Annotated in this window: 14 protein-coding genes; 11 read left to right on the top strand and 3 right to left on the bottom strand. The window is 63.2% G+C overall.

Annotated elements, in window-relative coordinates; all coding sequences use genetic code 11:
• The 9 genes from CRX69_RS26130 to tagQ all read left to right on the top strand — a co-directional run bounded on the left by CRX69_RS26130 (position 1) and on the right by tagQ (position 13893).
• Positions 1–1320, top strand: coding sequence for a DotU family type VI secretion system protein (locus CRX69_RS26130; protein ID WP_047226778.1), 1320 nt, complete (start codon positions 1–3; stop codon positions 1318–1320).
• The gene (gene tssM, locus CRX69_RS26125; RefSeq protein WP_107323115.1) at positions 1317–4817 is read left to right on the top strand and encodes a type VI secretion system membrane subunit TssM; all 3501 of its coding nucleotides are present in this window, start codon (positions 1317–1319) and stop codon (positions 4815–4817) included. Before CRX69_RS26130 ends, tssM begins: the two co-directional genes overlap by 4 nt.
• Positions 4814–5467, top strand: a complete 654-nt coding sequence (gene tagF / locus CRX69_RS26120; RefSeq protein ID WP_107323114.1) for a type VI secretion system-associated protein TagF — start codon at positions 4814–4816, stop codon at positions 5465–5467. The genes tssM and tagF overlap by 4 nt, the downstream gene beginning before the upstream one ends.
• Positions 5468–6199, top strand: a complete 732-nt coding sequence (locus tag CRX69_RS26115; RefSeq protein ID WP_047226781.1) for a PP2C family protein-serine/threonine phosphatase — start codon at positions 5468–5470, stop codon at positions 6197–6199.
• The gene (locus CRX69_RS26110) at positions 6196–9246 is read left to right on the top strand and encodes a serine/threonine-protein kinase (protein ID WP_107323113.1); all 3051 of its coding nucleotides are present in this window, start codon (positions 6196–6198) and stop codon (positions 9244–9246) included. The genes CRX69_RS26115 and CRX69_RS26110 overlap by 4 nt, the downstream gene beginning before the upstream one ends.
• Complete coding sequence (locus tag CRX69_RS26105) at positions 9246–9962, top strand: ABC transporter ATP-binding protein (protein ID WP_107323112.1); 717 nt, start codon at positions 9246–9248, stop codon at positions 9960–9962. The genes CRX69_RS26110 and CRX69_RS26105 overlap by 1 nt, the downstream gene beginning before the upstream one ends.
• The gene (locus CRX69_RS26100; protein WP_107323111.1) at positions 9962–11158 is read left to right on the top strand and encodes an FtsX-like permease family protein; all 1197 of its coding nucleotides are present in this window, start codon (positions 9962–9964) and stop codon (positions 11156–11158) included. Before CRX69_RS26105 ends, CRX69_RS26100 begins: the two co-directional genes overlap by 1 nt.
• Positions 11151–12878, top strand: coding sequence for a formylglycine-generating enzyme family protein (locus CRX69_RS26095; protein ID WP_107323110.1), 1728 nt, complete (start codon positions 11151–11153; stop codon positions 12876–12878). Before CRX69_RS26100 ends, CRX69_RS26095 begins: the two co-directional genes overlap by 8 nt.
• Positions 12879–12963: 85 nt before the next feature.
• Positions 12964–13893 carry a type VI secretion system-associated lipoprotein TagQ gene (gene tagQ / locus CRX69_RS26090; RefSeq protein ID WP_047226786.1) on the top strand — a complete coding sequence of 310 codons (930 nt, stop codon included), beginning with the start codon at positions 12964–12966 and terminating at the stop codon, positions 13891–13893.
• A 790-nt stretch (positions 13894–14683) separates the two neighbouring features.
• Here tagQ and CRX69_RS26080 read toward each other — a convergent pair.
• The 3 genes from CRX69_RS26080 to CRX69_RS26070 form a co-directional block, all read right to left on the bottom strand.
• A complete protein-coding gene (locus CRX69_RS26080) occupies positions 14684–15067 on the bottom strand; it encodes a DUF6124 family protein (protein WP_107323109.1) in 384 nt (127 codons plus the stop codon).
• A 426-nt stretch (positions 15068–15493) separates the two neighbouring features.
• Positions 15494–16255 (bottom strand): slipin family protein, encoded by a 762-nt coding sequence (locus CRX69_RS26075; RefSeq protein WP_047226796.1) that lies wholly within the window; start codon positions 16253–16255, stop codon positions 15494–15496.
• Position 16256: 1 nt separating this feature from the next.
• Positions 16257–16781 (bottom strand): NfeD family protein, encoded by a 525-nt coding sequence (locus CRX69_RS26070; RefSeq protein WP_047226797.1) that lies wholly within the window; start codon positions 16779–16781, stop codon positions 16257–16259.
• Between the two features lie 144 nt (positions 16782–16925).
• Here CRX69_RS26070 and CRX69_RS26065 point away from each other — a divergent pair, with 144 nt between their 5' ends.
• Positions 16926–17171: a DUF2789 domain-containing protein gene (locus CRX69_RS26065; RefSeq protein WP_076383248.1), complete on the top strand. Its 246-nt coding sequence runs from the start codon at positions 16926–16928 to the stop codon at positions 17169–17171.
• A gap of 213 nt (positions 17172–17384) precedes the next feature.
• Positions 17385–17966 carry an alpha/beta hydrolase gene (locus CRX69_RS26060; protein WP_047226799.1) on the top strand — a complete coding sequence of 194 codons (582 nt, stop codon included), beginning with the start codon at positions 17385–17387 and terminating at the stop codon, positions 17964–17966.
• Positions 17967–17982: the final 16 nt, after the last annotated feature.

Raw genomic sequence — 17982 nt, 5'->3', positions numbered from 1 at the left:
ATGAGCAACGACGATCGTACTCAGTTCATGCCGACGCCCGGTGGCCGTGGCGCCGACCCATTCCGCCCGGACTCTGGCCGTCCGGACCCTGGTCGTCCACAGCCGGCGCCCGCACCGCTGTCGATGCCGGCCGCCCCGGTCCTGACCGGCAAGGCCCAAGGCCTCAACCCGCTGGAAAGCGCGGCCGGTCCGCTGCTGGCGCTGTTGACGCGCCTGCGCAACACCATTGCCCATCCGGCTCCGGCCAGCCTGCGGGCGCAACTGTTGGCGTACCTGCGTCAATTCGAGGAGCGCGCCGAAGCCGCCGGCGTGGTGCGCAATGACGTGCTGCTGGCTCGTTACGCCCTGTGCACCGCCCTGGATGAAGCCGTGTTGAGTACCCCCTGGGGCGGCACCAGCGACTGGGGCAAACAGAGCCTGCTGATCACCGTGCACAACGAAGCCTGGGGCGGCGAGAAGGTGTTCCAGCTTCTGGAGCATTGCCTGCAAAGTCCACGGGAACGCCTGTACCTGCTGGAGCTTCTGTACCTGTGCATGTGCCTGGGTTTCGAAGGGCGCTACCGGGTGATGAACGACGGGCGCAGCCAACTGGAAGCCTTGCGCGAGCGCACCAGCGCGGTGATCCGCAGCGCCCGTGGCGACTACGAGCGTGAGCTGTCGCCGCACTGGCGCGGCGTTACCGTGGCCCGGGATCGGCTGGCGCAATTCATGCCGCCGTGGATCGCCGTGGCCATCGGCGCGGCCTTGTTGCTGGCGCTGCTGTTCGGTCTGCGCATGAAACTGGCTTCCGATGCCGAGCCGGTGTTCAAGAACATCCATGCCCTGGGAGAAATCCCGGTGCAGGCCATCGACCGCCCCGTGGTGCAGCCCAAAGTGATCGAACGACCACGCCTGGCCGGTTTCCTGGCCGATGAAATCCGGGCCGGTCGGGTCGCGGTGGAAGATGCCGTGGATCGCTCGGTGGTGACCATCCGTGGCGATGAACTGTTCGCCTCGGGCAGCGCCAGCATCTCCGATGATCTGGAGCCGCTGATGCTGCGCATCGCCGATGCCATTCGCAAGGTCAAGGGCCAGGTCCTGGTGACCGGCCACAGCGACAATCGCCCGATTGCCACCCTCAGGTTCCCATCCAACTGGGCGTTGTCCGAAGCGCGGGCCAAGTCGGTGCTGCAAATCCTTTCGGCCAAGACCGGCCAGGCCGAGCGCTTCAGCGCCGAAGGCCGCAGCGACACCGAGCCGTTGGCTTCCAACGCCACCGCAGAGGGGCGTGCGCGCAATCGTCGGGTTGAAATTACAGTATTGGCGGAGGGGGTCGAGTGAAGGCGTTTTTCAGTTTTATGATCCGCTGGGTCATCCCGCTGCTGGGGCTGATCGCCCTGAGCTTGATCATCTGGTTCGTCGGCCCGTTGCTGGACTGGCTGGTGCCCGAAGGCCGTCGTTGGGCGTTGATCATCCTGGTGTTTGCGGTGTGGATCGCCTATCGGGTGTTTCGCATCATCCAGGCGCGCCGGCAGGCCGCCGAAGTCATGCGCAGCCTGGCCGCGCAAACCCCGCCCGACCCTACCAGCATCGCGACGGCCGAAGAACTCGAAACCCTGCGCCAGCGCATGGACGAAGCCTTGGCGCTGTTGAAGAAAGCCAAGCTGGGTGGGGACGAGCGCCGCAACCTCTACGAGCTGCCGTGGTACGTGATCATCGGCCCGCCGGGTTCGGGCAAGACCACTGCGCTGGTCAACTCTGGGCTGCATTTCCCGTTGGCCGCGCAACTGGGCGCCGGCGCGGTACGCGGCGTGGGCGGTACGCGCAACTGCGATTGGTGGTTTACTGACCAGGCGGTGCTGCTCGACACCGCTGGCCGCTACACCACTCAGGACAGTGACGCGACCGTCGACAAGGCCGCGTGGCTGGGCTTTCTCGGGCTGCTGAAAAAACAACGCGCCCGTCGCCCGATTGACGGTGCGTTCATTGCCATCAGTCTGTCGGACCTGCTGCTGGGCAGCGACGCCGAGCGCGCGGCTCATGTTGCGGCGATTCGCTTGCGCATCCAGGAGCTGTACACCCAACTGGGCGTACGCTTCCCGATCTACCTGATGCTGACCAAGCTCGACCTGGTGCCCGGGTTCATGGAGTTCTTCGACAGCCTGAGCAAGGAAGAGCGCGCCCAGGTCTGGGGCATGACCTTCGCCCTGGACGATGGCAAGAGCAACGACAGTCCGTTGGCGCATCTGCAAAGCGAATTCGCCGGCCTTGAGCAGCGCCTCAACGATCGCCTGGTGGAACGCTTGCAGCAAGAGCGCGACCCGGCGCGGCGCGACTTGATCTACGGTTTCCCGCAGCAGTTCGGCGCGCTGAAAGATTGTCTGCAAAGTTTCCTCGAAGGTGTGTTCAAACCCAACGCTTTCGAAGAGCGTGTGCTGCTGCGCGGGGTGTATTTCACCAGCGGCACCCAGGAAGGCAGCCCGATCGATCGCTTGATCGGCTCCATGGCCCAGAGCATGAATCTGGACCGTCAGCACCTGGCACGCCAGACCGGCACCGGGCGCAGTTACTTCATCGAAAAACTCTTCACCGCCGTGGCGTTCGCCGAGCGTGGGTTGGTGGGCGTCGATCCCAAGGTCGAGCGTCGACGCAAGTGGATCGCCCGGGGCGTATTGGCCTCCACTGTGGCTTTGGTGCTGGTGGTTTCGACGTTGTGGTGGATCAGCTATCGGGCCAACCAGGCGTACATCACCCAGGTCGATCAGAAAGTCGCGCCGCTGGGTCAGGCCGTGCAGAGCCTCAGTCCGGCACAACGCGATGTCCTCGCCGTATTGCCATTGCTCAACGCCGTGAAGCACCTGGCCGACGACGCGCCCGATTGGGCCGAGGGCCTGGGTCTGTATCAGGGCGACATGCTCGAAGCCGAGTCCGGCAGTGTCTATCGCAAGTTGCTGATCGCCGTGTTCGCGCCACGCTTGCTGACGCGTATCGAAGAGCAACTGCACAGCGGCGGCAGTTCGGATTTCCTCTATGAAGGATTGAAGGCCTACCTGATGCTCGCTGACAACGAGCACTACGATGCCGACTTCATCAAGGCCTGGGTTGCCCTGGATTGGGACCGCAGCCTGCCGCGTGATCTGCCGGCCGATCAACGGCTGGCCCTGGGCGAGCATTTACAGGCGCTGTTCGAGCGTCGTCCGCCCACCGCCCGCCTGGACCCGCGCTTGATCGAAGACCTGCGCCGGCAATTGCAGCAACTGCCCGTGGCCCAGCGCGTCTATGACCGGGTCAAGCGCCAGAAACTGCCCGAGGGCATCGCAGATTTTCGCCTCAACGAAGCCGCCGGGCGCGACGCTGCACTGGTGTTCAGCCGCAAGAGCGGCAAACCCTTGGGCGAGCCACTAAGCGGGTTCTTCACGGTCAAGGGCTACCGTCAGGGCTTTTTGCTCACCAGCTTGAACCAGGCTGGAACGCTGGCTGAAGAGCAATGGGTGTTGGGTCGCGACGAGGCCGGGCAGCAGGACGTCGCCAGCCTGGCCGCCGAAGTGCGCCGCCTGTATTTCCAGGACTATCAGCGCCAATGGGACGCCTTGCTGGCCGACATCGACTTTGTGCCGATCACCAGCGTGGCCCAGGCCGCCGATGTCTTGCGGGTCCTGTCCGGGCCAAGTTCGCCGTTGAAAAAACTGCTGGTGGCGGTGGCGAAAGAGACCGACCTGCAACAGGAGGAACGCTTGCTGGCGGCCCAAGGCGAGCAGGTCGAAGGCGGTGTGGACAAGCTCAAGGAGCGCCTGGGCAGCTTGCTCGGCCAGGAGCAAGCGGCGCAAAACGCACCCCAGGCCAGCGTTGATCCGGTCACTGCGCATTTCGCCGAGCTCAACAGCATCGTCAGCAAAAACGAAGGCGAACCGGCGGCTATCGATGGCCTGCTCGCCGACATGAATGCCTTGTACGTGCAGGTCAGCGCCATGGTCGGCGCCAGCGGCGACGCCCTGCTCGGCGAAGCCAAGAACCAGGCCCAGGCTGCTGCCACACGGGTCAGCCTCAACGCCGAACGCCAGCCGCCGCTGGTGCAAGGCCTGGTCAAATCGGTGGTCAACTCCACCACCAACAGCATGATGGGCGGGGTGCGCAATCAACTGAACGCCGCCTGGACCAGCGAAGTGGTGAACATCTACCGCCAATCCCTGGCCGGTCGTTATCCCATGTCGCCGGGCAGTGCGCGGGACGCAACCCTGGACGACTTCGGTCAGTTCTTCGGCGTCGGCGGGGTGATGGACAACTACTTCCGCAAATACCTGCAGCCCTACGTCGACACCTCGACCCCGGCCTGGCGCTGGCAGCCGGGTGCGGCACAGAAGCTCGGTATCGCCCCTGGCGTGCTGCAAACCTTCCAGCGTGCGGCCACCATCCGCGATGCGTTTTTCCGTTCCGGCGGCACCCAGCCGATGGTGCGCTTCGAGCTCAAGCCGGTGGCGATGGACTCGACCATCACCCAGTTTTTGCTCGACCTCGACGGCCAGCAACTGAGCTACGACCACGGCCCGAGTCGTCCGACCGCCATGCAGTGGCCCAACCCCGGCAGCATCGGCGTGGTACGGATCTCGATCCTGCCGCCCTCGGCCAATGGTCGTTCTGGTATCACTCTGGACGGCCCGTGGGCCTGGTTCCGCCTGTTGGAACAATCGGACCTGACCGCCGGCAACTCGCCAGACCGCTTCAACCTGCGGCTGCGGGTCGACGGCGCCAGCGCCTCTTACGAGCTGCGGGCCAACAGCGCCTTCAACCCGTTCAAGAGCCGCGTGCTCAGCGGCTTCAGCCTGCCGGAGCGTCTATGAGTACACCGGGCTTCTATGGAAAGTTGGCCAGCCGCGGGGACTTCGTCAGCCGTGGCTTGCCCCAGAGTTTTATCGGTCCGTGGGATTCGTGGCTGGCGGCGGGATTGCTCGCCAGCCAGACCGGCCTGGGCGAGCGTTGGCTGGATGCCTATCTGGTCAGCCCGCTGTGGCGCTTCATGGTCGCGCCCGGGGTCTGTGGGCCCGACGCCGCCGTGGGCGTGGTGATGCCGAGTATCGATCGGGTCGGCCGTTATTTTCCGCTGACCGTCGCGGTGCTGCTGGAGCCCGACGCGGACCCGGCGTCCGTGGTGGGCGGTGCGGACGAGTGGTTTGAGCGGGTGGAGAACCTGTTGCTGAGCACGTTGAGTGTGGAGGCCAGTTTCGAAGCGTTCAACGAACAGTTGGAGACCCTCGGCAGCCCGATGTATCTGCCGCGCACGCCGAGCAGCCGCTTTGCCAGCCTGCATCGCTTCGACGCCACCGACCCGCAGCGGCGCATGAGCGCCCTGGCCGAAGCGGCCTGCGAAGGCGTGAGCGTGTGGTGGGGCCAGGGTTCGGAACGTATCGCGCCCGGTCTGATGCGCTGCCAGGGTTTGCCGGCCGCCGCTGATTTTGCGCAATTTTTGCTCGGCCAAGAAGGTGTTGTGTAGATGCGTCCAAGTGCTGGGAAAGCCTTCAAGTCTGCAAGCAAGAGCCATGTCGGCATGGTTCGCCAGGTCAACGAAGACGCGTGCCTGGAACTGCCGGAAAACGGCCTGTGGGTGGTCGCCGATGGCATGGGTGGGCACGCGGCGGGCGACTACGTCAGCAGCCTGATCGTCGACAGCCTGCGCGGCATTGCCGCGGGCCGCTCGCTGGACGAATACGTCGCCGCACTGCACAGCGACTTGCTGCGGGTCAACGCCGCCGTGCGTGAAGAAACCGCCAACCGTGGCGTGACCATGATGGGCAGCACCGTGGTGGTGCTGGTTGCGCGGGACCTGCGCGGCATGTGCCTGTGGGCCGGTGACAGTCGTTTGTATCGCCTGCGCGACGGCAAGCTCGACAGCATCTCCCGCGATCACAGCTACGTCCAGGACCTGCAGGACAGTGGCCTGCTCAGCGAAGCCGAAGCCCGGGTGCATCCACGGGCCAACATCGTTACCCGTGCCATCGGGGTCGAGGCGCAACTGAATCTGGCGATGGTCGAGTTGCTGCTGGTGCCCGGCGACAGCTACCTGCTGTGCAGCGACGGCCTGACCAAGACCGTCGAGGACGATGAAATCCGTGAAGTCCTGAACCACGACGATCCCGGTGAGATCGCCAGCAGCCTGGTGTCCCTGGGCCTGATGCGCGGCGCGCCGGACAACATCACTGTGGTTGTCGTGAAGGTGCCGTCATGAGTTTGACCTTGAACATTGTCATCCCTGGCTACGACATCGAAGGGCCGATCGGTGAAGGCGCGATGGCCAGCGTCTACCTGGCGACCCAGCGCTCGCTGGAGCGCAAGGTGGCGTTGAAAGTCATGGCGGCCGCGTTGGCTGCCGACCCGACGTTCTGCGAGCGCTTCCTGCGCGAAGGCAAGACCCTGGCGCGCCTGTCCCATCCGCACACGGTCACCATCCATGACATCGGCAACGTCGGTGAGCTGTATTACATGGCCATGGAATACCTGCCCAACGGCACGCTCAAGGAGCGCATCGCCGCCGGCCTGTCACCGGAGCAGGGCCTGATCTACATCCGCCAGATTGCCTCGGCCTTGGGTTACGCCCATGGCTTGGGCCTGGTGCACCGTGACGTCAAGCCGGCCAACATCCTGTTCCGCGCTGACGGTACGGCGGTGCTCTCGGACTTCGGCATCGCCAAGTCCCTGGACGACCGCACCCAATTCACCCAGGCCGGTTTCGCCGTCGGCACGCCCAGCTACATGAGCCCGGAACAGGCCCGTGGGCAAGACATCGACGGTCGGGCCGACCTGTATGCCCTGGGCGTGGTGCTCTACGAAATCCTTGTCGGCAAACTGCCGTATACCGGCAACGACGCGCTGTCCACGGCCCTGGCGCACTTGACCGAACCGCTGCCGGAGTTGCCGGTGCATCACGGTCATTACCAGGACGTACTGCGCAAACTGCTGGCCAAAGACCCGGCGGAGCGTTTCCCGGATGCAGCGGCTCTCTTGCGGGCGCTGGACAATCTGCCCGAGGAGTCGGCGCAAGCGACGCTGATCCGGCCGTTGCCGCTGCCCGTGTCGACGCCACCGAGCGGCGCTGACCTGGCTGGATTGACTCCGGTGTCCATCGATATTCCGACAGGGCCGGCACAGCCGCAATCCCAGCCCAAGCCAACCCCGCCGCCGGTGAGCCCGACTCAACGCTCTAGCGTTTCGTCGCAGCCCAAGACCCCGCTATTCGCCCTGGCCGCCGTCGCGGTGGCCGTGGCGCTGGCGTTGGGGGGTGGGGCTTATTGGTGGCTGTCGGGCGATGGTGGAGAAGCCACGAAGCCGCCGATTGTCTCGACGCCGCCGGTAAATCCACCACCGGTGAAAACTCCAGATGTGCCCCCGGCAAAACCGCCTGTGGCAACGCAGGCCGATGGCGGCCAGCGTCCATTGTTGATGGCTGGCAAGAAAACCCTGTTCCAGCGAGTGCTGAGCAAACCGGGCGCCAAGCTCACTGAAGAAGCGGGCGCTGCGCCGGGCAAGGCGTTGCCGGCGTTTTCCGTGCTGTACGTGTATGAGCGTAAAGACCTCGATGGCAGCCCCTGGTTGCGGGTCGGCGCGGCCACGGACGGGCGCAGCGACGGTTGGTTGCCGGCCACGCAGGTCAGCGACTGGAAGCAAAGCCTGGTGCTCAAGTTCACCGAGCGTTCCGGCCGTGCGCCGGTAATGTTCCTGCGCCAGCCCGGCGAAGTGGAAAAGCTGCTGGCCGACCCTTCAGCGGCCAGGAATGTCTTGCTCAAGGCCCAGCAGAACCGTGAAGACAATCAGCAAGTGCTGGCCCTGGAACCGGCCGCCAGCGCCGTGCCGCAGAATCAGTTCTACCTGTTGCCGATCTTCGATTCCCGCGAAAGCTTCGATGAGACCGGCCAGCCGGTGCAGTTGCTGAACGTGGCCTCCATCGACCCCGGCAACACGCCGAAGGCTACCCCCAACACGCCCATCAGCACCGCCAACGCCGACGCGTTCCGTACCGCCGTGGTGCTGGTGGTGGACACCACCGTGTCGATGCAGCCCTACATCGATCAGGTCCGCGACGTGGTCCACGAACTGCAAAGCCGCATCGCCGAGCGTGGCGAGCTGGACAGTGTCAGCTTCGGCATGGTGGGTTTTCGCAGCAGCACCCAGAAAACCCCCGGCCTGGAATACGTCGCCAAGACCTTGATCACCTTGGAGCAGGGCCGCGACCCGCAACGCTTCATGGAGATGGCGCGACAGGTCAAGGCGTCCACTGTGTCGAGCCATTCGTTCAACGAGGATGCGTTTGCCGGTGTCATGGAAGCGGTGGAGGGCATGGACTGGTCCGGTTATGGCGGGCGCTTGATTCTGTTGGTCACCGACGCTGGCGCCCTGCGCAAGAACGATCCGTTTGCCGCCACGCAAATGAACGAAGCCGAAGTGCGGCAGGCGGCGCTGGGTAAACAGATCAAGATCTACGCCCTGCACCTGCTCAGCGACGCTGGCAAGAAAACCCACGGCGGTGCGCAGAGCCAATATCGCACCCTGACCGCCGACGCCAACCCGCAGATCGGTGACCTGTACATTCCGGTGCCGGGCGCCGATGTGCGCAAGTTGGGTGAGCGCGTCGACGAGATCGGCTCGGTGTTCGCCGACCTGGTGCACCAGGTGCGCAGCAACAAACCGCAAAGCGTGCCGCAGTTGGGCGCGGCGCCGAGCCTGAGCGATAAATCGGCGGCGGTGGGCTACGCGATGCACATGGACTTTTTGGGGCGCAAATCCGCCAGCCAGGCCCCGCAACTGGTCAGCGCCTGGACTGCCGACCGTGACCTGACCAACCCGGCGCTGCCGGCGTTCCAGGTGTGCGTGATGCTGACCAAACTGCAACTCAACGACTTGCAGCAGTCGCTGAAGCTGATCGTCGATGCGGCGCGCAAGACCCAGACTTCGCCCAAGGATTTCTTCCAGGAAATCGCCAGCGCCAGTGCCTACATGAGCCGTGATCCTTCGGCGTTGCGCAAGGGCGGCAACCTGGCTGATGGCGGGATTCTCGGTGAGTACCTCGAAGGGCTGCCGTACCGCAGCAAGTCGCTGAACATGACCCAGGATTTGTGGCTGTCCCTGAGCGTGGCCGAGCAGGAAGATTTCATCGACGAGCTGGATTCGAAAATCCGCCTCTACGAGACCTTCCACAACGATCTGGCCAACTGGGTGCGGTTCGGCGATGCCGAGCCGGGCGATGCCCTGTACCGCGTTCCATTGTCGACGCTGCCGTGATGCTGAATATGAGCGCCGTACACAAAAGCCGGGGCGCCGGCAGCCAGCGCTACAGCCTGGTGATTCCACGGCTGCAATTGCGTGCCGGCGAACAATTGGCGGTGGTCGGCCCCAGCGGTTGCGGCAAGAGCACTTTGCTGGATCTGCTGGCCTTGGTGCTGGCGCCGGATCAGGCCGGGCAGTTTGACTTCACACCGGCCAACACGCCGTTGGACATCGCCGCGCTGTGGCGTGCGGGGCAGCAGGGCGCCTTGGCGGACCTGCGCAGCCGGCATTTGGGTTATGTGCTGCAAACCGGTGGTTTGCTGGGTTTTCTGGACGTGCGCGGCAACATCGAGTTGTCGCGCAAACTGCTTGGCATGGCGGATGACGGCAGCGTCACGCGCCTGGTCGGTCAACTGGACATCGCCGACCAACTGGGCAAGAAGCCGGCGGATTTGTCCGTCGGCCAGCGCCAGCGGGTCAGTTGCGCCCGCGCCTTGGCGCATGGGCCGCGCCTGTTGCTGGCGGATGAACCCACCGCAGCCCTCGACCCACTGAACGCTGAGCGGGTCATGCAGTTGCTGGTGGCCCAGGCCCGCGATCACGGTGTGTGTTGTGTGGTCGCCACCCACGATGAGTCACTGGCCCGCGCCAGCGGTTTGCAGGTGCGGCGCATCAGTTGTCGTCGCGACGCCGATGGTGGTGTCACCGCAACCCTTGGGGAGGCTTGCTGATGCGCGGCGCGCTGGTGGCTTCCCTGGCCTGGCAGGATTACCGCAACGATGCCTGGCTGTCGGCCTGTTCGGTGCTGGCGCTGGTGGCGGTGGTGGCGCCGTTGCTGGTGCTGTTCGGCCTGAAATTCGGTCTGGTCAGCAGCCTCACCGAGCGTCTGGAGAATGATCCGGCTACCCGGGAAATCATCCCGTTGGGTGGCGGCCGGTTCAGCGCTGAGTTCGTCGAGCAATTGGGCCGGCGCAACGACGTGGCGTTTGCCCTGGCCCGCACGCGGCAGATTGCGGCCACTGCGGATTTGAGCCGCGAGGCTGAGCCCGTCACCGTCGAGATGATCCCCACGGCGGCCAATGATCCTTTGTTTGAGCGCCTGCCGGTGCCGCAAGGCCTGGATCAAGTGGTGCTCAGCCACACCGCCGCCGAAAAACTCGGCGCCAGGGCCGGTGATTGGCTGCAGGCCAGTTTCGCTCGGCAGGTGGCCGGTCGTAGCGAGGCGCAGCGCACGCGCGTGCAGGTGTTGCACGTACTGCCGCTGCGAGCCTTTGCCCGGGATGGTTTGTTCGCGCCGCTGGCGCTGCTGGAAGCGGCCGAGGATTACCGCGACGGTCGCGCCGTGCCCGCGTTCGGCTGGCCGGGCGACGCGGTGGGGCAGAGCGCGCAGCGGGTCTACCCGGCGTTTCGCCTGTACGCCCGCAACCTGGGTGATGTGGAGCCGCTGCGCGAGTATTTCGCGGCGCAGAACCTGCTGGTGTCCACCCAGGCCCAGACCATCGCACAGGTGCAATCGCTGAGCCGCAACCTGTCGATCGTGTTCTGGATCATCGCTGGGTTGGCGTTGGCGGGAGCGTTCGCGGCGATTTTTGCCGGTGCCCTGGCGGCGGTCGAGCGTAAGCGCCGGGAACTGTCGGTGTTGCGCCTGCTGGGGGTTTCTACGGCGGCGCTGTTGTTGTTCGTGGTGTTGCAGGCGCTCTACAGCGCCGCACTGGCGGCCTTGTTGAGTGCCGGGCTGTATGGCCTGGCGCAGTCGGGCCTCAATTATTTATTTGCGCAGTTGCCGGGCGAGTACGCCAGCCATCTGTTGCCGCGTCACTACACCTTGGCCCTGGTGGCCGTGCTCGGCGTCAGCGCCGTGGCGGCGGCTTGTGGTGGCTGGCGGGTAGCGCGCATCCAGGCGTGTGAAGGAATTCGCGATGTATAAGTTATTGGTCGCCGCCGTGGCGCTGAGCCTGGCCGGTTTAACCTGGGCCGACGAAAGCACCGACAAACTGGACAACCCCAAACCGCTGCCCGGTGACGTCAGCCTGCCGCTGCCGTGCGAAGGGCAAATGGTGTTCCGTTACGTCTACATCCTCGCCCAAGGCACCCTGGATGATCGGGAGATCAGCCTTGGCTACCCGTTCAGCGAGGGCGAGGCCGGCTATAAGCAGTCGTTCATTTCCGGTTACCGTCGGGACTTCATCAACGGCCAGTTCACCCTCAAGGACCTGCCCAAGGACTGGAACAAAACCATCGCGCCGTTGATGCCCAAGGCTGACGCCAAGACCCCGCTCAAACCGATGCTGTACTTCATCGGCAAATACGAGGTCACCGCTCGCCAATACGCCCAGGTCATGGCCCAGGCGCAGTCGTTGGCCAGCGGCGAACCCGCGCCGGCCTGCGAGACCCTCAAAACCGAGCTGCCCCAAGGCATGGCCGGGCGTTTGCCCAAGGTGAAACTGTCCAAGTTCGAGGCCGAACGTTTTGCGGCGGTGTACAGCGCCTGGCTGATGAAATACCACAAGGATCTGCTGCCGGTGAGCGGTCGCGGCACCTCCGCCGAAGACGGCGGGCTGGGCTTTGTGCGTTTGCCCACCGAAGTCGAGTGGGAATTCGCTGCTCGTGGCGGGCAAGCCGTCAGCCGCCAGGACCTGGAGGGGCGCTTGTTTCCCCGACGTCTGGAAGGCAGTGAAAGCGACGGGCCACTGGCCGACTGGGCGGTGTTCAATCAGGTCGCTGGCGGCACCGGCCAGGCGGCGCGGCTGATGCCCGTCGGGATCAAACTGCCAAATCCCATCGGCTTGTTCGACGTGATCGGCAACGCCGCCGAGATGGTTCAGGAGTCCTTCCAACTGGTGCATGCCGGTCGCCGCCAGGGCGCCTACGGTGGCTTCGTGGTCAAGGGCGGTAACTACCTGGAAGGCGAAGGCACGCTGTTCACCGGAATGCGCCGCGAGTATCCGTTGTTCGCCGCCGACGGCACCGAGCAAAGCAACGAAACCACCGGGTTCCGCGTGGCGGTCGGGGCATTGTCGGCGCCGCGCTCACGTTACAAAGAGCTGTTCGCCCAATGGGAGAAAGAAGGCCGCCTCGCGTCCCTGACCGATGCCATCGATGAAGCCGAAGACCCGACCAAGCGCCTGGACAGCATCATCGCCGCCAGCGTCGACCCGCGCCTGCAGGCCGAGCTGGGGTTGGTCAACGAAGAGCTCAAGCGCAACGTCTCGCTCATCGCCCAGCAGCGCGAGGAAGCGGCGGGCAACCTGATCCAGTCGGCGGCCCTGGTGGTCGAGACCATCAATAACTACAACATTCGCCTGACCAATTTGCAGAACAGTCGCCAGCAGGCCTTGGACGCCAAGGACGAGGCCAGCGCCAAGCTGTTCGCCACGGCCATCAACAACGGCCGCAGCGCGCTCGAGGGCGCCGTGGCGATTTACATCGACAACCTGGCCACCGGCACGCGTTACACCGATGCCGTGATCCAGGCGCAGTTTCAACGCATCAAGGAGGAATTGGAGCGCAAGCCGGTGCTGGGCAAGAGCCTGGTGGCGCGCGCAACGTTATTCGTTCGCCATGTCGGTCAGTATCGTCAGCAAAAACGAGCCGACCCGGCGGCGATATTGAAGGAACTGCTCGCATCGAGCAGTCAGCGGTCTTGATCGTTGATTGTCAGCGAGCTTGGAAGGGACTCAGACGGCGGTGGGCCGTGCTGAGCTGGTCAACACTTAAAAAGAGAACACAATCATGCTTTTCTCCCGTAAACCTTTTGCTTCGGTTTCCAAGCGTCACCTGCTGATGGTCGCTGTCGGCTTCAGCACCGTCCTGACCGGCTGCGCTACGTCGCCGACTTCCAAGGTCGCGTCGAGCACCAAGGTCGAGTACTACCCTAACTGCTACGAGCCGGTGCAGCACTTGCGCTCCACCGAGGGGAACATGACCAAATCGGTACTCACCGGCGCGGCCGTCGGTGCGGTCGGTGGTGCCCTGTTGGGTGCGCTGACCGATTCGGAAAACCGTGGCCGCAACGCCGCCATCGGCGCCGCCGGTGGTGCCTTGGCCGGTGGCGCAACCGGTTACTACACCGAGCGTCAGAAGCAGATCGCCGATGACAACCAGCGCATCGCCTCCTACGCCGCTGACGTCAACAAAAGCGCCGCCGATATCGATCGCAGCACCGCGTACGCCAAGGCTTCGCAGCAGTGCTACCAGAGCGCGTTCACCAAGCTGGTGGCCGACCGCAAGGCCAAGACCGTCAACGAAACTGAAGGCCGCAAGCGCCTGGCAGAAATCGTCTCCGGCCTGAAAGAGTCCAACGACCTGATCGTCGCGGTCAACGGCAAAGCCGCCGAAGACCTGAACAACTACACCCAGGCCTATGAAAAAGACCTGCAACAAGTGGGTGTGCAGCGTACTGACGTGGTGACCGTAGCGACCGCCGAAACCAAGCCGGTTGTGGCTTCGACCAAGACCAAAAAAGCGGTGAAACCGGCGAAAAAACCGGTGTTGCCAACCGTGCCGAAAGAAGCGGTAACCACCGAGAAAACCCTGCAGACCGCCAAGGCCAAGCAGGATGAAAGCAAGCAGGTCGCCAGCGCCGGCACCAGCCAGGTCAACAGCATGTGCAAAAACCCGGACCTGGGTGACTGGGCACCGGTGCCTTGCCCGAATGTTTGATTGACTGTTGCTGATCATTCCCTCGAGGGAGTGATCAATGCACAAAAACCTGTGGGAGCGAGGCTGCTCGCGATAGCGGTGGTTCAGTTGGCATCAATGTGGACTGATACGCCGCCATCGCGAGCAGGCTCGCTCCCACATTTGTTTTGTGCTGATCGTGATATCTGCTGCACCCCCTATTCCCTGTGGGAGCAAAGCTTGCTCGCGAGGCGGCCTGACAGCCGGCCTGGCTCTCCCGGTTGTACGTCGATCAAACTGTGGGAGCGAGCCTGCTCGCGATGGCGGCCTGATAGCCGGCCAGGATTTGGTTGACTGGGTACATATCCGTTGCTGCGGTAGTGGCTGCTGGCGGTTCCGCCCTTACGGCGTGTCACTTTTGGCAAACGCCCCAAAAGTAACCAAAAGGTCTTGCCCCACCACTCGGCACCTCGCTTAGGCTCGGTGTGCCCTCACTCCGGCATTGCTCCGTGGGCCCGCCGCGAAGGGCCATCCATGGCCCAGCGCGGCTATCCCGGCATCCATGCCGGGATGCCCACTACGCAATACCTACGTTCGGCCAGCGTGGTTAACGGGGCCCCTAGATCAAAAGCCGAAACGAGGCGGCCTGACAGCCGGCCTGGCTTTAGCGGGTGTACACCCATCAGACTTGTTTGAGCAGGACCTGTGGGAGCAAAGCTTGCTCGCGAGGCGGCCTTATAGCCGACCTGGCTCTTGCGGTCGTACTCCAATCCAATTGTGGGAGCGAGCCTGCTCGCGATGGCGTCGGCACCGTTTGCATCAAAGCAAAGCTCTACCCCTTGGCCCCAGGCGCCGCCATTTCTTTTGTTTCCAAATGATCCAACGCCCGTTCAACCAACAACTGAACCCCATCGGCCATGCGGCTGATCGCCAGGGCTACGCAGCGGCGTGAGTCATCGACATCGTCTGCCAGGTCGGCGGCGATGGTGCTGATGGAGAGCAGGTCTTCGGAGGCGTTGGCGAGCAGGGTTTCGGTGTCGATGTGGGGGGAGACGATGAAAAGTTGGTTTTTGTCAGGTTCAGGTGGGGATGAGGGTTGGGGCTTGAGGTAGTAATCGAGAGCGCGGGTGGCGGCTTCGTCTAGTTTTTTGGCTTCGAGGTTTTCGACGCGGGATTTCTGGCCGCTTTGCGGCGGATTCGGTGTTGCTTTGAACATAATGATTTCCCTGGAGGTGGAGCCGACACCCATCGATTGCACTTCGAAAAAGGTGGCAGCTGTACGTAGGTGTGCAAGACCGGTCCAGGAACCCGGCAGACCCGAAAGTCTCCCACGCGCAGCCGCCATAACAGTCGGCGAGCATAGAAAAATGCTCGGCGAATAGCCATAACGAATGCGTTCCTAGATCGGACTTGCACGTCCGTGTCACCGTTTTTTGCGATGACGGACAAAGGTTAGCGGCGCTCGAAATCGCTGCCTAGTTCATGAACAACGCTGCGTATTGAAGGAAATGTCCGAGGGTTTGGCGGGGGAAAAGATCAAAGGATCGCAGTCTTCGGTAGCTCCTACAGAAGTGGGTGTAGGAGCTACCAAGGCTGCGATTTTTTGATCTCTCGCTTGGAATTCCATGCCCTGCGCAATTGATCAAGACTTGTTGGGCGACAACTCCGCCATCCCCTTGAGCAACTCGATCGGCAGCGGAAAAACGATGGTGGAGGTCTTGTCCCCGGCAATGGAGCCCAGTGTCTGCATGTAGCGCAGTTGCATGGCGCCAGGCTGGCGACCGAGCATTTCGGCGGCTTGCATGAGTTTTTCCGAGGCTTGCAACTCGCCTTCGGCGTGGATCACCTTGGCCCGTCGTTCCCGCTCTGCTTCGGCTTGCCGGGCGATGGCGCGGATCATCGATTCATTGAGATCCACGTGCTTGATTTCCACGTTGGCCACTTTGATACCCCAGGCGTCGGTCTGGGCGTCCAGCACTTGCTGGATGTCGCTGTTCAGTTGCTCGCGCTCGGCCAGCAATTGGTCCAGGTCATGTTTGCCGAGAACGGCGCGCAAGGTGGTCTGGGCCAGTTGGCTGGTCGCCATGAGGAAGTTTTCGACCTGGATAATCGCCTTCTGTGGATCGAGCACGCGAAAGTACAACACCGCGTTGACCTTCACCGAGACGTTGTCGCGGGTGATCACGTCCTGCGCCGGTACGTCGAGGACAATGGTGCGCAAGTCGACGCGGATCATCTGCTGCACCACGGGAATCAGCAGGATCAGCCCGGGCCCTTTGACCTGCCAGAACCGGCCGAGCTGAAAAACCACCCCGCGTTCGTATTCGCGCAGGATCCGGAACGTTGAAGCCGCCAGTGCTATCAACAGCAACAACAGCATCGTGAAACCGATTTGCATACCCATATCAGGCTCCTTGTGAATCAGCGGCGGCCACTTCCAGTAGCAGACCCTTGCGTGCGATGACCCGCACGGCCTGGCCAGGCCGCAGCGGCATCGCGCTTGTCACCTGCCAGCGTTCGCCTTCCAGCTGGATCCAGCCATGATGGTTATTGCCGGCCTGTAACGCTGTCACCGCCGTGACGCTGCCCAACAACGCGGCATCGCCGCTGACGGGTTGGCGCGGTCGGGTTTTCAATGCGCGGACCAGGAGGGCTATCAGCAAAAAGCCACTGATCAGACCCAGGACGATCATCAGTGGGACCGGTATATCGGCGTTGGTCAGGATGATCGCGCCAATGACGCACAGAATGATGCCGCCCAACCCGGCGACTCCGTAGTTGGGCAAGGCGGCCTCGGCGATCAGCAAGGCCACGCCCGCGGCAATCAGCCAGAAACCCAAGGGATTGGCCGTCAGTAGCGCGAGTCCGTCGGCCGCCAATGCGGGCCCGCTCATGGCCAGCAATGCGACCATCAAACAGCGAATGTTCACTGGATCCTCCGCGATGTGATTGGGAACTCTATCTAGAGTCTAGTTCACGCGTGGTTTGATCGAATTTTGATCAGTCTGGCGGTCGTCAAGAGGCTAGACTGCGGGGAGTAACCCAGCCATCCGATCTATGCTCAGGAGTCCCGCATGGAATCCCCGATCCACAGCCTGCCCGCGCTGTTCAAACAATTGGGCCTGTCTGACGACCCCGTTGATATCGACAAATTCATCACGACCCATTCACCCCTCAAGCCTGAACTGCACTTGGCTGACGCGTTTTTCTGGAGCACAAGCCAGCAGCAGTTACTGCGTGAAGAAATCCTCGAGGACGCGGACTGGGCGGAAGTGGTGGACCAGTTGAATGTGTTGCTGCGCAAGGGACGCAACGAGTGACACGGAAGCAGAACCTGTGGGAGCGGGCTTGCTCGCGAATGCGTCATATCAGCCAGCATCACCGACAACTGGCCCAGCGCTTTCGCGAGCAAGCCCGCTCCCACAGAGAAAGGTTATTATTCTTTGCTGTTATTAATAAATAGCTTCTTATTCCTTAATCAATCTGGCTCACCTCCCTATACTCGCCTGCAACAGACACGCGGGAGAGCACCCATGCGCAACGAATCGATTCGCTACCTGATTGTGCCGGGCTGGCAAGGATCGCCGCAAAACCACTGGCAAACCCATTGGCAGAACAGCCTGCCCAACAGTGCCCGGGTCGAGCAGGCCGACTGGTTGACCCCTCGGCGTGAAGACTGGGTGGCGGCGCTGGCCGAAGCCATTGCCGCCGACAGCAGGCCGGTGATCCTCATTGCCCATAGCCTGGGTTGCATCACGGTTGCCCATTGGGCGGCCAGCGCGCCGGTGCAGTTTCTGCAGCAGGTGCGCGGGGCGTTACTGGTGGCGCCGGCGGATGTCGAACGGCCGGCCTGCGCGCCTGCGTTGCGCAATTTCGCGCCGATTCCCACCGATCTGCTGCCATTTGCGAGCCAGGTGGTCAGTTCCGACAATGACCCCGCCGTAAGCGTTGAGCGCGCGCTTGAACTGGCGCGTCATTGGGGCGCCGAGGCCGGGATTTTGGCCGGGGCGGGGCATATCAATGTCAAGTCTGGCCATCAGCGTTGGGAGCAGGGGTTCGCCTATCTCTATCGTCTGCAAACCCGCATGGAGCACCACGCCCTGCGTCGCGCCTGAATTTTTTTGCCCTCCC

It is taken from the genome of Pseudomonas rhizophila, from assembly GCF_003033885.1.
GTDB lineage: Bacteria > Pseudomonadota > Gammaproteobacteria > Pseudomonadales > Pseudomonadaceae > Aquipseudomonas > Aquipseudomonas rhizophila.
Note: the sequence above shows the minus strand (reverse complement) of the source record. Positions and strands in the feature narration are given on the sequence as shown.

What these genes read in the sequence shown, in the direction of transcription:
- CRX69_RS26130 (WP_047226778.1), top strand. Translation starts at nt 1, where the DNA reads ATGAGCAACGACGATCGTACTCAGTTCATGCCGACGCCCGGTGGCCGT.
- tagF (WP_107323114.1), top strand. Translation starts at nt 4,814, where the DNA reads ATGAGTACACCGGGCTTCTATGGAAAGTTGGCCAGCCGCGGGGACTTC.
- CRX69_RS26115 (WP_047226781.1), top strand. Translation starts at nt 5,468, where the DNA reads ATGCGTCCAAGTGCTGGGAAAGCCTTCAAGTCTGCAAGCAAGAGCCAT.
- CRX69_RS26110 (WP_107323113.1), top strand. Translation starts at nt 6,196, where the DNA reads ATGAGTTTGACCTTGAACATTGTCATCCCTGGCTACGACATCGAAGGG.
- CRX69_RS26105 (WP_107323112.1), top strand. Translation starts at nt 9,246, where the DNA reads ATGCTGAATATGAGCGCCGTACACAAAAGCCGGGGCGCCGGCAGCCAG.
- CRX69_RS26100 (WP_107323111.1), top strand. Translation starts at nt 9,962, where the DNA reads ATGCGCGGCGCGCTGGTGGCTTCCCTGGCCTGGCAGGATTACCGCAAC.
- CRX69_RS26095 (WP_107323110.1), top strand. Translation starts at nt 11,151, where the DNA reads ATGTATAAGTTATTGGTCGCCGCCGTGGCGCTGAGCCTGGCCGGTTTA.
- tagQ (WP_047226786.1), top strand. Translation starts at nt 12,964, where the DNA reads ATGCTTTTCTCCCGTAAACCTTTTGCTTCGGTTTCCAAGCGTCACCTG.
- CRX69_RS26080 (WP_107323109.1), bottom strand. Translation starts at nt 15,067, where the DNA reads ATGTTCAAAGCAACACCGAATCCGCCGCAAAGCGGCCAGAAATCCCGC.
- CRX69_RS26075 (WP_047226796.1), bottom strand. Translation starts at nt 16,255, where the DNA reads ATGGGTATGCAAATCGGTTTCACGATGCTGTTGTTGCTGTTGATAGCA.
- CRX69_RS26065 (WP_076383248.1), top strand. Translation starts at nt 16,926, where the DNA reads ATGGAATCCCCGATCCACAGCCTGCCCGCGCTGTTCAAACAATTGGGC.
- CRX69_RS26060 (WP_047226799.1), top strand. Translation starts at nt 17,385, where the DNA reads ATGCGCAACGAATCGATTCGCTACCTGATTGTGCCGGGCTGGCAAGGA.